The 13,661-nt window shown below is 71.8% G+C and carries 13 protein-coding genes and 1 tRNA gene; 7 read left to right on the plus strand and 7 right to left on the minus strand.

All coding sequences use genetic code 11. The features are described 5' to 3' along the window. Window positions 1–14: 14 nt before the first annotated feature. Genes QQ657_RS27535 through sp36 form a run of 4 tightly spaced genes read right to left on the minus strand, consistent with a single transcriptional unit; the run spans window position 15 to window position 2,457 of the window. Complete coding sequence (locus QQ657_RS27535) at window positions 15–1,172, minus strand: hypothetical protein (RefSeq protein WP_284745149.1); 1,158 nt, start codon at window positions 1,170–1,172, stop codon at window positions 15–17. A 36-nt stretch (window positions 1,173–1,208) separates the two neighbouring features. Further along, window positions 1,209–1,835, minus strand: a complete 627-nt coding sequence (locus QQ657_RS27540; protein WP_284745150.1) for a hypothetical protein — start codon at window positions 1,833–1,835, stop codon at window positions 1,209–1,211. After that, entirely contained in the window at window positions 1,835–2,290 is a 456-nt protein-coding gene (locus QQ657_RS27545; protein WP_284745151.1) for a RidA family protein, read from the minus strand. The genes QQ657_RS27540 and QQ657_RS27545 overlap by 1 nt, the downstream gene beginning before the upstream one ends. A gap of 5 nt (window positions 2,291–2,295) precedes the next feature. Further along, complete coding sequence (gene sp36 / locus QQ657_RS27550; protein ID WP_020642049.1) at window positions 2,296–2,457, minus strand: Sp36 family protein; 162 nt, start codon at window positions 2,455–2,457, stop codon at window positions 2,296–2,298. 127 nt (window positions 2,458–2,584) lie between these two features. Between sp36 and QQ657_RS27555 the strand changes: the two genes are divergently transcribed. The 3 genes from QQ657_RS27555 to bagB are packed head-to-tail and all read left to right on the plus strand — an operon-like array spanning window position 2,585 to window position 4,968. Then, window positions 2,585–2,833, plus strand: coding sequence for a hypothetical protein (locus QQ657_RS27555; RefSeq protein WP_284745152.1), 249 nt, complete (start codon window positions 2,585–2,587; stop codon window positions 2,831–2,833). 21 nt (window positions 2,834–2,854) lie between these two features. Further along, a complete protein-coding gene (bagA, locus tag QQ657_RS27560) occupies window positions 2,855–3,862 on the plus strand; it encodes an ATPase BagA (protein ID WP_284745153.1) in 1,008 nt (335 codons plus the stop codon). Further along, complete coding sequence (gene bagB, locus QQ657_RS27565) at window positions 3,859–4,968, plus strand: ATPase BagB (RefSeq protein ID WP_284745154.1); 1,110 nt, start codon at window positions 3,859–3,861, stop codon at window positions 4,966–4,968. The genes bagA and bagB overlap by 4 nt, the downstream gene beginning before the upstream one ends. A 45-nt stretch (window positions 4,969–5,013) precedes the next feature. Here bagB and QQ657_RS27570 read toward each other — a convergent pair whose 3' ends face one another. After that, window positions 5,014–5,310, minus strand: coding sequence for a WhiB family transcriptional regulator (locus tag QQ657_RS27570; protein ID WP_284745155.1), 297 nt, complete (start codon window positions 5,308–5,310; stop codon window positions 5,014–5,016). A 342-nt stretch (window positions 5,311–5,652) separates the two neighbouring features. Between QQ657_RS27570 and QQ657_RS27575 the strand changes: the two genes are divergently transcribed. Then, window positions 5,653–7,827, plus strand: coding sequence for a transglycosylase domain-containing protein (locus QQ657_RS27575; protein ID WP_284745156.1), 2,175 nt, complete (start codon window positions 5,653–5,655; stop codon window positions 7,825–7,827). A 41-nt stretch (window positions 7,828–7,868) separates the two neighbouring features. Here the strand turns inward: QQ657_RS27575 and QQ657_RS27580 are convergent, their stop codons facing one another. After that, window positions 7,869–9,731, minus strand: coding sequence for a serine/threonine-protein kinase (locus tag QQ657_RS27580; RefSeq protein WP_284745157.1), 1,863 nt, complete (start codon window positions 9,729–9,731; stop codon window positions 7,869–7,871). A 117-nt stretch (window positions 9,732–9,848) separates the two neighbouring features. Here QQ657_RS27580 and QQ657_RS27585 point away from each other — a divergent pair, with 117 nt between their 5' ends. Together QQ657_RS27585 and QQ657_RS27590 are read left to right on the plus strand one after the other, a co-directional pair. Next, window positions 9,849–10,829: a metallophosphoesterase gene (locus QQ657_RS27585; protein WP_284745158.1), complete on the plus strand. Its 981-nt coding sequence runs from the start codon at window positions 9,849–9,851 to the stop codon at window positions 10,827–10,829. A gap of 29 nt (window positions 10,830–10,858) precedes the next feature. Then, window positions 10,859–10,932: transfer RNA gene (locus QQ657_RS27590), tRNA-Pro, on the plus strand. Between the two features lie 41 nt (window positions 10,933–10,973). Here the strand turns inward: QQ657_RS27590 and QQ657_RS27595 are convergent. After that, window positions 10,974–11,738, minus strand: a complete 765-nt coding sequence (locus QQ657_RS27595) for a class I SAM-dependent methyltransferase (protein ID WP_284745159.1) — start codon at window positions 11,736–11,738, stop codon at window positions 10,974–10,976. A 39-nt stretch (window positions 11,739–11,777) separates the two neighbouring features. Here QQ657_RS27595 and QQ657_RS27600 point away from each other — a divergent pair, with 39 nt between their 5' ends. Further along, window positions 11,778–13,628, plus strand: a complete 1,851-nt coding sequence (locus QQ657_RS27600; protein ID WP_284745160.1) for a prolyl oligopeptidase family serine peptidase — start codon at window positions 11,778–11,780, stop codon at window positions 13,626–13,628. Window positions 13,629–13,661 lie beyond the last annotated feature (33 nt).

Genomic DNA, 13,661 nt, shown 5'->3' on the forward strand with positions numbered 1-13,661 from the left:
TGCCGAAGACGAACCTAGGGGGCGGTCCAGCCGCGCTGGTCGCCGCCGGAGCGGGAAGCGCCGTTGAGCCGCATCTTCGCCGCCTCGGCGCGCTCGCGCTCGGCCAGCTCCGCGTGCAGCTCACGCAGCAGCGCCCGGTCACGTTCGCTCAGGCTCGGGTCGTCCAGGTCCAGCGCCGGCAGCTCGACGACCTCGTGCATCGACGGCTTGCCCGCGGCGATCTCGCGACCCTTCTCCGGGTCCTCGGCCAGCGCCTGCCGCAGCTGCGCGACCTCGGCCGGCGTCAGGTCGGCGGTGCGCTCCGCCCGTGTCTCGGACCGCTCGGAGGACCGCTCCGACCGCGACTGGCGCGGCGGTTCCGGTGCGGGCGGCGGCGGCGGCGACACGATCGGCACCACCGGGGCGACCGGCTCCGGCGGGGTCGTCGTGGCGGTGCTCGACCGCATGCTGTGCCGGCTGCCCGAGGACTCCGCGACCGGTTCCGGCGCCACCGCGGCCGGCGCCTTGACCGGCTCGGGCCGGTACACCGACGCGGTCGACGTCGTGCTCCCGGTCACCCAGGCCGGCGACGCGGCCGCCGAAGCGGCCTGGTGGTACTCGGAGTGCGCGACGCCGGGGCCGCTGACCTCGACGACGGAGTGGATCCCGGCCCGGCGCAGCGCCGTGTCGACGCGGAACGCGACGGCCGGCGGGTTGCCCTCCGGCCCCAGTTCGACGAGCACCACGCGCTGCGGCAGCGCGCCCGGCACGCTGCCGGCCGGCGTGTTGCGCCACACCGCGTGCACCGAGCGGACGTCCGGCAGGACCTGCAGGGTCCGGTCGAGCGCCTCGGCGATGCCGAACTCCGGGGAGTTCTCGCCGCTGAACCGGTGCGTGCTGACCTGCTCGGCCTCGTCGACCAGCAGGTCGTTCGCCAGCGTCGCGTCCGACCGGCTCATCTCGAGCACCAGCGCCAGCTCCCGCTGCTCGGCGGAGCTGACCGGGATCCGGCCCGCGATGAGCGTGCCGGTGGTCAGCTCGACCGCCTCGTCGATGTGCGCCCGGGCGATCAGCTCGCGCGCTTCGGTGAGCGCGCTGTCGTCGATCCGGCCCGCCAGGGCCAGTAACAGGTTGTGCAGGCGCAGGGGCACCGAGAACCCGTCCATGGGCGGGCCGTCGTGGACCTCCACCATTGCCTTGCTCCCTCCCAGCTCGCTGGCGGGCGAGCGTTATGCGGCTACTAGCCGGTTCCCCGTCACCGCGCCCACGCAGACCAGCTCTGAGTCGGCCAGCGCGGCCCGGTGGTATCCCGGCAGGTCGAAGCGCGGCGGGATGACTTCGACGCTGGGCTCTTCGTCGCCCAGAACGCGCAGCACCCGCTGCAGTTCGCCGGTCAACCTCGGCAGACCGTTCAGCGCGGTGATCAGCAGGACGCGCTTCGCGGTGCCCTGCCCGACCACACCGACGTGTCGCCAGCTCTGCCGCACTTCCCCCACGTCCGGGCGTCCCCGCAACGTTGCGTGGATCAACACGGACACGGAGTCGACCGAGTTAACCCATTCGGGCGCACTCGACGTGAATGTGTACCGGTTCTCGGTGACGTCGTCTACCCCCAGCGTCGAACTGACCTGGTGCCAGTCGGCGCCGTGCGGGATGAGCCCGGCCACGAGCAGCCGGTACTCCGTCTGGTCGAGGTCAATCCTGTGCTTAAGCAAAGACCTCGGCAGGGTCCGGGCGAGCGTGCCCATGGCGCCCTCGCCGAGCCAGTCGCGGAACCGCCACAGCAGCTGGTCGGGCAGCCGCCCGGCCAGCCGGAGCAGCAGCTCGTGAGTGGACTGCTCGATGTCCGGATCCATCACTGCACCTCCACGATCAGTTCGACCTCCACCGGCGACCCGATCGGCAGCTCCGCGACGCCGACGGCCGAGCGGGCGTGGACACCCGCGTCGCCGAAGACCTCGCCGAGCAGTTCGGAAGCGCCGTTGACGACCGCGGGCTGACCGGTGAAGCCCTCCGCGGAAGCCACGAAGCCGACAACCTTGACGATCCGCGCGACGTTGTCAATGCCGACCAGCGCGTGCACCGCCGCGAGCGCGTTGAGCGCCGACGTGCGCGCGTGGCCCTTTGCCTCTTCGGGGCTGATCTCCGCACCGACCTTGCCGGTCGCGGCCAGCACGCCGTCGACGAAGGGCAGCTGGCCGGAGGTGTAGACGTGCTTGCCGCTCTGCACGGCCGGCACGTACGCGGCCAGCGGGGCGGCCACGCCGGGCAGCTCGATGCCGAGCTCCTTCAGCCGTTCGCTCCAGCTCACGCGGATCAGCCCTTCGGACGCTTGAGGTACGCGACGTGCTGCTCGCCCGTCGGGTTCGGCAGGACGGTGACCAGCTCCCAGCCGTCCTCGCCCCACTGGTCGAGGATCTGCTTCGTGGCGTGGATCAGCAGAGGGACCGTCGAGTACTCCCACTTGGTGGCGCTCATGAACCGGGAGCGTAGCCAAGCGGGCAAGACGGCCGGGGGCCGCCGCCGGAAATCCGCGCGCGACGCGCCGTGGTGTGGTCCATCTCACGCCGCCCCGAAGCGCCCGGCTCCCCGCTAGCGTTGCCCCGTGGAAACGTGGCGCGTGATCGCGACGGCCCTGCTCGCGGTGGCCGGGCTGCCCCTGGTGCTCGTCGTCATGGCCAAGGTGCGCGACGCGACGCAGAGCTCCGGCCAGGTCGCCCTCGGCGGAGTGATCACGTTCACGCTGCTGGTGGTCCTCGGTGTGCTCATCCTCACCGTGCTGCCCGGGCTCGTCGCCTGGGTGCTCGTCGCGGCGGTCGCCGCTGCGGCCAGCGTCATGCTGCTGGCCAGCTGAGCACTGATTTAGGGTGAAGAAGTGACCACTCCCCATGCCGGCTGGACCGACGAGCTTGCCCGCGCCCGGCTGCACTTCGTCACCGGCAAGGGCGGGACCGGCAAGACGACGCTTGCCGCGGCGCTCGGGCTCGCGCTCGCCCGCGAAGGCCGGCGCGTGCTGCTGATCGAGGTCGAGGGCCGGCAGGGCATCGCCCAGCTCTTCGACACCGAGCCGCTGCCCTACGCCGAGCAGCGCATCGCCGCCGTCCCCGGCGGGGGCGAGCTGCGCGCGCTGCACATCGACGTCGAAGCCGCGCTGCTCGAGTACTTCGAGATGTTCTACAACCTCGGCTTCGCCGGCCGGACGCTGCGGCGGATGGGCGCGATCGAGTTCGCGACCACCCTCGCGCCGGGCCTGCGGGACGTCCTGCTCACCGGGAAGATCAAGGAGTGCGTCGGGCGCACCGAGTCCGACGGGCGGCACACCTACGACGCCGTCGTCGTCGACTCGCCGCCGACCGGCCGGGTCGTCAAGTTCCTCGACGTCACCAAGGCCCTGACCGACCTCGCGAAGACCGGCCCGATCCGCGGCCAGGCCGAGGGGGTCGTGCGGCTGCTGCACTCCGGCGAGACCGTGATCCACCTGGCCACGCTGCTGGAGGAGATGCCGGTCCGCGAGACCGTCGAGGCCGTCGCCGAGCTGGACGGCGCCGACCTGCGCCCCGGCGCGGTGCTGGTCAACCGGGTCCGGCCGCCGCGGCTGCCCGCCCGGTCGGTGACCGCGGCCGCGGACGGGCGCGTCGACGCTTCGCGCGTCCGCAGCGGCCTCGCGTCGGCCGGGCTGAAGCTGCCGGACGCCACCCTGGAGGCGCTGGTCGAGGAAACCGTCGAGCACGCCGTGCGGGTCGCGGCCGAGCAGCGGGCGCGCGAGCAGCTCGCCGAGGCGGACCTGCCGACGCTCGAGCTGCCGGACCTCACCGACGGCGTCGACGTCGCGGCCCTCTACGACCTGGCCGAGGCCCTGACCGACCAAGGGGTGCGGTTGTGACCACCATCGACATCGACTCATTGCTCGACGCGCCGGAGAGCCGCGTGATCGTCTGCTGCGGCTCCGGCGGCGTCGGCAAGACGACCACGGCCGCGGCGCTGGCCCTGCGCGCGGCCGAGCGCGGCCGCCAGACCGTCGTGCTGACGATCGACCCCGCGCGGCGCCTGGCGCAGGCGCTCGGCCTGCGCGAGCTGGGCAACCACCCGAAGCAGGTGAAGGTCGAAGGGTTCGAGCCCAAGGGCGAGCTGTGGGCGATGATGCTCGACATGCGCCGCACGTTCGACGACATGGTGCGCGTGCACGCCGGCCCGGAACGCGCCGAGCAGCTGCTGCAGAACCCCTTCTACCAGACCATTTCCACGTCGTTCTCCGGCACGCAGGAGTACATGGCGATGGAGAAGCTGGGCCAGCTCGCGGCCAGCGGCGACTGGGACCTGATCATCGTCGACACCCCGCCGAGCCGGTCCGCGCTGGACTTCCTCGACGCGCCGACGCGGCTGTCGTCCGCTTTGGACGGCCGGATGATCCGGCTGCTGACGGGCCCGGCGAAGGCCGGCGGCTGGGGCCTGCGCAAGGTCGTCAACGCGGGGTTCTCGATGTTCGCGAAGGCCGTGTCGACGATCATCGGCGGCCAGCTGCTGACCGACGCGTCGGCGTTCATGCAGGCGTTCGACAGCATGTTCGGCGGCTTCCGCGAGCGCGCCCGCAAGACGGCCGAGCTGCTGCGCTCGTCGGGGACGTCGTTCCTGGTGGTGGCCGCGCCGGAGCCGGACGCGCTGCGCGAGGCGTCCTACTTCGTGGAGCGGCTGTCGTCGGAGTCGATGCCGCTGGCCGGGCTGATCGCGAACCGGACGCACCCGGTACTGGCATCCCTGTCCGGCTCGGAAGCGCGCACGGCGGCGGATTCCCTGCAGGGCGCGCCCTTGGCCGAAGCGGTGCTGCGGCTGCACGCGGACCGCGTCGACCTGGCGGCGCGCGAGGAGCGGCTGCTGGCGCGGTTCACCCGGGCGCACCCCGAGGTGGCGTTGGCCCGGGTGCCCGCGCTGGCCGGTGACGTGCACGACCTCGAGGGCCTGCGCGACATCGGCGTGAAGCTCGCCGGCTGAACGGCACGGGCGGCGCGCCGGCAGGGCCGCGCCGCCCGCGTCCGCTCAGCCGACCTCTACCCGTTCCAATGCGTCCCTCTTCGCCGCTTCCAGCAGGTCGGCCCAGCTGACCACGTCGGGGCGGCGGCGCAGCAACGCCCGCCGCTCCCGCTCGGTCATGCCTCCCCATACGCCGAAGTTGATCCGGCCGTCGAGTGCTTCGGCGAGGCATTCCGTCCGGACCGGGCAGCCCATGCAGACCGCCTTGGCCCGGTTCTGCTCCGCGCCCCGGACGAACAAGCCGTCCGGGTCGGCGTCCCGGCAGGACGCGTTCATTCGCCAGCTCGACTGGTTGGTTTCCATACCCCCAGCTCCCTACCCTGGTGATCGACGCACCAGCGGGGAAAGGCACTGCGCTCCTTGCCCCCGCGAGCGTGTCTCCCTCTGCTCACGTCGGTTCCGGGCACCTCCCCGGTGCCGGTGCCGCCGTTCGGACCAAGCGAGCTCCCACTCGTGTTGATCCATCCGACGGCTTGTCTTCGTGAGACGTTGACGGACTGTAGGGGCCCTCGGTTCCCCCCGTCGAGACCTAGAATGCCTTCCGTTACCAGATGTCACCGAAGGGGGTCGGTTTTGTCACTGATTTCACACCTCCGGAGACACGGCGTCACCGGCGCCTGACTCACTCCGGGTAGCCTGGCCCTCGTGCGAAAAGCGGATGGTTTGTTCAAGCTCATCGGCCTCTGTCTGCTCGCGGGGGTACTCGTCGCCGGCATGCTCTTCCCCATCGTGGGGGCGGCCGGTGTCATGTCCAACCAGGCCAGCGAGACCGTGGAGAAGACGTCCTCGGACCTCGCCGACATCCCTCCGCCGCTGGTCACGACGGTCACCGACAGCACCGGCAAGCCGATCGCGACCCTGTACGACCAGTACCGGCTGCCGGTCAACGAGAACCAGATCAACGAGGCCATGAAGTGGGCCCTGGTCTCGGTCGAGGACAAGCGGTTCTACGACCACCACGGCGTCGACTGGCAGGGCACGCTGCGCGCGGCCGTCAGCAACAGCACGGGCGCCGACACCCAGGGCGCCTCCACGCTGACCCAGCAGTACGTCAAGAACTACCTGATCAACGTCGTCTACCGGACCGACCAGGTCGGCCAGAAGAAGGCCCAGGAGCAGTCGGTCGCCCGCAAGCTGAAGGAAGCGCGGATCGCGATCCAGCTCGAGACGAAGCTGAGCAAGCAGCAGATCCTGGCCGGCTACCTGAACATCGTCGAGTTCTCCCGGCAGATCTTCGGGATCGGCGCCGCCGCGCACGCGTACTTCAACACCACGCCGGAGAAGCTGACCGTGCCGCAGGCCGCCCTGCTGGCCGGCCTGGTGAACAACCCGATCAACAACGACCCGTGGAAGCACGCCGACAAGGCCACTGCGCGCCGCAACCTCGTCCTCGACCGGATGGTCGAGAACAAGAAGCTGGCCAAGGCCGACGCCGACCGCTTCAAGGGCGAGCCGCTGGGCGTCGTGCCGGACTTCCCGGCCAAGCCCGCGGCCAACTGCATCGGCGCGGGCCCGGAGTCCGGGTTCTTCTGCCAGTACGTCGAGGACTACCTGATCAAGTCCGGGATGACGAAGGACCAGCTCTACACCGGCGGCTACACGATCAAGAGCACGCTGGACGAGCGCGCGAACCACGAGGCGAAGGTCTCGGCCGAGGCACAGGTCAACAAGACCCAGAAGTACGTCGCGAACACGTTGTCGCTGATCAGACCGGGCAAGGACCGGCACGAGGTGGTCGCGCTGGCCGCGAACCGCGACTACGGCCAGAACCAGGACGACGGCCAGACGACGTACGCGCTGCCCACCGGCGTCTACAACACCGGTGGCGCGGGGTCGACGTACAAGATCTTCACGTCGGCCGCGGCGCTCGAGAAGGGCGTGGCGGGCATCTATTCGCCGGTGCTGGTGCCCGACTCCTACACCTCGCGCGTGTTCACCGGTGGCGCGAAGACCTGCCCGCCGACCGGGCCGCCCCTGCGCTCGAACTGGTACTGCGTGGGCAACGCCGGTGACTACAGCCGGATCGCCCAGGGCGCGACCCTGCAGACGGCGCTCGCGACCTCGCCGAACACCGCGTTCGTCGAGCTCGAGGACCAGCTCGGCAGCACCGCGCCCGGCATCGACATGGCCAAGCGGCTCGGCATGCGCGACACCATGGCGAGCAACATCGGCGGTGGCACGGTCGACCCGAAGGCGGAGAAGGACGAGAAGCGGCTGAGCCAGGCCGAGTACTACGGCCCGAAGGGCAGCTGGCCGGGCTACGGCGCGTTCACCCTCGGCTTCTCCCCGCTGAGCGGCCTGGAGCTGGGCAACGTCGCGGCGACGATCCTCTCCGGCGGCGTCTGGTGCCCGCCGACGCCGATCGCCGCGGTGACCGACCGCAACGGCGCGCCGGTGCCGTTCAAGGAAGCCCCGTGCGAGCAGGCGGTGCCCGAAGGCTTGGCGAACACGCTCGCCGTCGGCATGAGCAAGGACGACCAGCCCGGCGGCACGTCGGCCGCCGCGGCGGCCGCGGTGAAGTGGGACCGCCCGATCATCGGCAAGACGGGCACGACGCAGGGCAACGTCTCGGCGACGTTCGTCGGCGGCACGCCCCAGCTGGCGGGCGCGGCGATGACGTTCAAGTTCGGCGGCGGCCAAGGCGGTATCTGCGACGCGGGACCGGGCAACGTCCGGGTCTGCGGCAGCGGGAACATCTTCGGCGGCAAGGCACCGGCCCGCACGTGGTTCGGCGCGATGAAGAACATCATGGACGCCAGCCAGCCGAGACTGGAGCTACCGCAACCGGATCCGCAGTACATGGGCGGCGGCGCCCGCTGACGGAAGGCCCCTCACGCTCCGGCGTGAGGGGCCTTCTCCGTTCAGCCGCCGGGCATGCTGGACAGGATCTGCTCGTTCCACCAGTAGTAGAGCTGGTCGAGCTCGTCCGCGTTGGTCACCTTCGACGACTTCAGCAGGCCGGCCATCAGGTTCTGCTTGTCCGTCCACACGAGCATCGCCGGGTCGCCGAGGTAGCAGGTCAGCCACTCGCCGTCGACCGGGTGGCGCGTCTCGGCGCGGTGGTACGTGCCCCAGATCTTCGGGTACGTCAGCGGACGGCAGGCGCCCTGGGCGTCGTTGCGGGTCAGGCCCTGGGTCTTCACGATGTTCTGGAAGAACGCGTCCATCGCCCCGGCGTCGGCGAAGCGCAGGAACCGCGCGCCGGTCGGCTGCTTGAAGACGACGTTGCCGGACGGGGCGTCGCCGACGTTCGAATCCACGCACTCCACCGCCGCGACCGCGCCCGCGTCCGGCGCCGCGTCGCCGCACGTGGCGTTTCCCTTGTAGGCCGCGGGAAGCGCGTTGTACAGCTTCGTGTCGTGCGGGGTCTGGGGTTCCGAAGTGGACGGTGGCGGCGTGGTCGTCTTCTGGGACGTCGTCGCGGGTGACGACGTCGCCGGGTCGACGGTCACCGGCGTCAGCGGGCCCGGGCCGCCGGTCTGCGTCTTGTCGTCCTTGGTCACCAGGTACGTGACCACCAGCGCGACCACGACGACGCCGGCGAGCGCGGCGCACAGCGCGATCCACCGGTTGCGCTGGGACTTCGCCGGCCCGCCCGGGGCCGGGGCCGGGGCCGGGGCCGGGGCCGGGGCCGGGGCCGGGGCCGGGGCGAGCTTGCCCGACGGTCCGGTGAACGGGCGCGGCCCCGTCGGCGGGCCCGCGTACGTCCCGGTCGGCGGACCGGCGTAGGTCCCGGTCGGCGGCCCCGCGTAGGGCGCGGTCGGCATCGGCATGGCGCGTGGCGGGGTCATCGGCGCGGACACGGCGTGCTGCACCGGCACCGGCCCGGAGTGGGTGGGGACCGGTCCGGGCCGGGTCGGCGGCGGCACCGCGCCCGGCAAGGTCTTCTGCCACGTCGGGATCGGCGGCGCCGGCGCGGACACCGCGGCCCGGACGGCGTCGGCGAACGCTCCCGCCGTCGGGTACCGGTCGGCGGGGTTCTTCGCCATCCCGCGCGCCACCACCGCGTCCAGCGCCGCCGGCAAGCCCGGCCGCTCCTGCGAAAGCACCGGCGGCCGCGCGTTCAGGTGCGCGCCCATCTGCGCGGCCGCACCGTCCGCCTGGAACGGGCGGTGCCCGGTGAGGCACTCGAAGAACACGCACGCGAGCGCGTAGACGTCGACGAGCCCGGTCATCGGCGCGTCCCCGAACCGCTCCGGCGCCATGTAGTCGAGCGTGCCGATCACGTTGCCCGTGCCGGTGATCGACGTCCCTTCGGCGGTCATCGACCGCGCGATGCCGAAGTCCACGAGGTACACGAAGTCGGCGCTCGTCACGAGCACGTTGGACGGCTTGACGTCGCGGTGCACCAGGCCGTCTTCGTGGGCGGCGTCGAGCGCGCCCGCGACCTGCTCGACGATCCCCACCGTCCGCTCGGGCGTCAGCGGCCCGTCCTCGAGCAGCTCCTTGAGGTCCTTGCCCTCGACGAGCCGCATGTCGAGGTACAGCTGCCCGTCGATTTCGCCGTACGCGTGGATCGGGATCACGTGCGGCTCACGCAGCCGCGCGACGATCTGCGACTCGCGGCGGAACCGCGCGCGGAACGCCTCGTCGCCCGCGTTCGGCCCGGACAACAGCTTGAGCGCGACGACGCGGTCGTGCGCCGTGTCGTAGGCGCGGTGGACCTCGCCCATGCCACCGCGGCCCAGCAGGCCCTCGATCCGGTACGGCCCGAACTGCTCCATCGTTCTCCCCAACCCCCCGGTTGGAAACCCTTCATCGGGCCGACGCAAATGCTAAAGCGCAGGTTCCCCGTAACGGCGGCGAAGTCATCCAACTGTTGAGCACGTATCCTGGACCCCGTGAGCACGCTCAGTAACAAATCCACGTCGGGGGCGAAAGCGGCACGCCTCGCCGCGGGGACGCTGGCGCTCGGCGCCGCGACGCTCGGTTACGCCGTCGGCATCGAACGGCGCCACTGGACCCTGCGCACCGCCCAGCTCCCGGTGCTGGCGCCCGGGTCGCGGCCGTTCACCATCCTGCACGTCTCGGACCTGCACATGCTGCCGAGCCACCGCAGCAAGCAGCGCTGGGTCGCCGCGCTCGACGAGCTCGAGCCCGACCTCGTCGTCAACACCGGCGACAACCTGTCGCACCGGCAGGCCGTCCCGTCCGTGCTGCGCGCGCTGGGCCCGCTGCTCGACCGCCCGGGCGTGTTCGTCTTCGGCAGCAACGACTACTACGCGCCGAAACCCAAGAACCCGGCCCGCTACCTGATGCCGCACGGCAAGAAGAAGCGCATCCACGGCGTCCAGCTGCCGTGGCGCGACCTGCGTGCGGCGTTCGTCGAGCACGGCTGGACCGACCTGACGCACGTCCGCCGCACGATCGACGTCGGCGGGCAGGCGGTCTTCGCGGCCGGCGTCGACGACCCGCACCTGCGCCGCGACCGCTACGCCGACATCGCGGGCCCGGCCGACAGCGGCGCGGCCGTCCGGATCGGCGTGACGCACTCGCCGGAGCCCCGGGTGCTCGACACGTTCGCCACGGACGGTTACGACCTGGTCCTGGCCGGCCACACCCACGGCGGCCAGCTCCGGCTCCCGGGTTACGGCGCTTTGGTCACCAACTGTGAGCTGGATCGCACCCGCGCCCGCGGCGCCTCGCGCTGGGGCGCGCACATGTGGCTGCACGTTTCGGCCGGCTTGGGCACGTCACCCTGGGCGCCGGCGCGGTTCGCGTGCCCGCCGGAAGCGAGCCTGTTGACCCTGGTCCCGCGCGGATCCGGGACGGCGAAGCCCCGAAAGCTGGCCCCCCGAAAAGCCCGCGACACCGTCCGCTAGACTTCTCCACGACCCGTTAAGCAGTACCTCGGGGTGTGGCGCAGCTTGGTAGCGTGCCTCGTTCGGGTCGAGGAGGTCGTGGGTTCGAATCCCGCCACCCCGACGAGTAAGAGCCGGTGTCTTCGGACACCGGCTCTTCTGGTTTCAGCGGGTCGCCGTCACCTCGACCCAGCATTGGCTGAAATCGCCGTCGCCGCCGCGGGTCCACACCCAGGCCGAACGCGCCGCGCTCGCCAGCTGGTCCCGGTCGCGCCCCGGCTCCGCGATCGCCGCTTCCAACCGCGCTTCCACATACTTCGCCAGGTCGCGGTAGCTCATGTCCGCGCGGTAGCGGGCTCTCGACACGATCTCCGTGAACCCCGCCGTCGCGCACTGTTCGGCGATCACGCGGCCCGCGAACGGGTTGCCGCCCGCCTGGCGGCGAAGCAGGTAATGGCCGCGAAGGGCCGCGTCGACGTTCGCCGTCTTCGGCCGCAGGCGGGCCTTGCTCCAGTCCGAAGTGGACAAAGCCAGCCTGCCGCCCGGCTTCAAGACCCGGCGCAGCTCCGCCAGTGCGTCCGAGGGCGCGGCCAGGTGCTCGAACAGCGCGTGGGAGAACGCCACGTCCACGCTCGCGTCGGCGAAGGGCAGGTCGTAGGCCGACGCCACCAGGAAGTCCACTGTGGACTTTCCGGCCCGGCGGGCGACGTCGCGGGCCATCGCGATCTGGCCGGCGTCGACGTCGATGCCCGTCACCCTGGATTCCGCGGCGAGGCCGAGCGTGATCGAGCCCGGGCCGCAGCCGAGGTCGACCACCCACATCCCCGGCCCGAACAGCGGCTGGGCGAACGTCGCGCGCTCGGCAGCCGTGCGCGCGGACATCATCGAAACCGCGTCTCGCCCGTAGCCCGGCGCGTAACCCTCCAGCACCCCGCACACAGTACGGCCAGAAGGTGGCAGGATCGAGGGGTGAGCACGCAGTCAGCCAAGCAATTCCCGCCCGCGGTGGTCCCGGACCGGCTGTTCGACGACGCCGAAGCCGAAGCCCGCTGGCGCGCCCGCTTCCACGCCCCCCGCATCTCCAGCCCCGATTGGGCCCGCGACGCCCCCGACGCCAACGTCTACGTCTCCAACGCCAGCGGCGTCTGGGAGGTCTACGCCTGGAACCGCGCGACCGGCGAGCACCGCCGCGTCACCGACCGGCCGAACGGCACCCTGCACGCGACGCCGTCCCCGGACGGCGAGTGGCTCTGGTGGTTCGACGACACCGACGGCGACGAGTTCGGCTCCTGGGTGCGTGAGCCCTTCGCCGCGACCGAGGGCAGCAAGCCCGAGAAGGCCGTGCCGGACGTCCACGACGGCTACCCGGCCGGCCTCGAGATCGGCGCCGGGATCATCGCGGTCGGCGTCTCGACCGACGACGGCAGCGAGCTGTTCGCCCGGATCGGCGGCGAGACCCACCGCTTCTACAACCATGCGGACGACGCCGGGATCGCGTCGATGTCCCGCGACGAGAGCCTGATCGCGATCTCCCACTCCGAGCACGGCGACTCGCGCCACCCCGCCCTGCGGGTGCTCGCCGCCGACGGGTTCGCCGCGGTGGCCGACAAGTGGGACGGCGAAGGCAAGGGCTTGACGGCCCTCGAGTTCTCCCCGCTGCCGGGTGACCAGCGCCTGCTGGTGCTGCACGAACGCCGGGGCCGCGAGGAGCTGCTCGTCTGGGACGTCCGGGAGGACACCGAGACCGAGATCGAGCTGGACCTGCCCGGCGAGGTCGTCGCGGGCTGGTACCCGGACGCGCGCGCCCTGCTCGTCGTGCACTTCCACGAAGGCCGGAGCTCGTTGTACCGCTACGACCTCGACACGGCCGAACTGTCCTCCGTGGACACTCCGGCCGGCCGGATCGGCGGCGCCGGGGTCCGTCCGGACGGGACGGTCGAGTACTCGTGGTCCAGCGCCGCCGAGCCGGCCGCGGTCCGCGCGCGGACGGTCGACGGCGCCGACTCGGTGCTGCTGGAGCCGCCGGGTGACCGCGCGCCGGGGTCGGAGCCGGTGACCGACGCGTTCGTCGAAGGCGTCGGCGGGCGGATCCACGCGCTGGTTTCGCGGCCTTCGGGTGCGCCGGAGGGACCGCTGCCGACGGTGTTCTCGCTGCACGGCGGCCCGCACGCCGCGGACGAGGACCGGTTCTCCGCCTACCGCGCGACCTGGCTCGACGCCGGGTTCGCCGTGGTCGAGGTCAACTACCGCGGCTCGACCGGCTACGGCTCGGCCTGGCGCGACGCCATCGAGGGCCGGCCCGGCCTGACCGAGCTGGAGGACGTCGCCTCGGTACACGACTGGGCCGTCCAAAGTGGACTCAGTGACCCGGCCAAGTGCGTCGTGAACGGCGCTTCGTGGGGCGGTTACCTGTCGCTGCTGGCGATCGGCACGCAGCCGACGCGGTGGGCGGCGGCCGTCGCCGGGGTGCCGGTGGCGGACTACGTCGCCGCGTACGAGGACGAGATGGAGCAGCTGCGCTCGTTCGACCGCGCGCTCTTCGGCGGTTCGCCGGAGGACGTGCCGGCGGTGTACGCGGAGTGCTCCCCGCTCACGTACGTCGACGCCGTGACGGCGCCGGTGCTCGTGCTGGCCGGCGACAACGACCCGCGCTGCCCGATCCGCCAGATCGAGAACTACCTCGACCGGCTCGGCGGCCGCGAGCTGCACCACGAGTTCTACCGCTACGACGCGGGCCACGGCTCGCTGGTGATCGCGGAGACGATCAAGCAGACGTCGATCGAGGTCAACTTCGCCCAGCGGGTCCTCGGCCTGCGCTGACCCACCTGCCGTCAAGGCCACCTTACGGGCGTC

This window comes from Amycolatopsis ponsaeliensis, assembly GCF_030182635.1.
GTDB classification, from domain to species: Bacteria; Actinomycetota; Actinomycetes; order Mycobacteriales; family Pseudonocardiaceae; genus Amycolatopsis; species Amycolatopsis ponsaeliensis.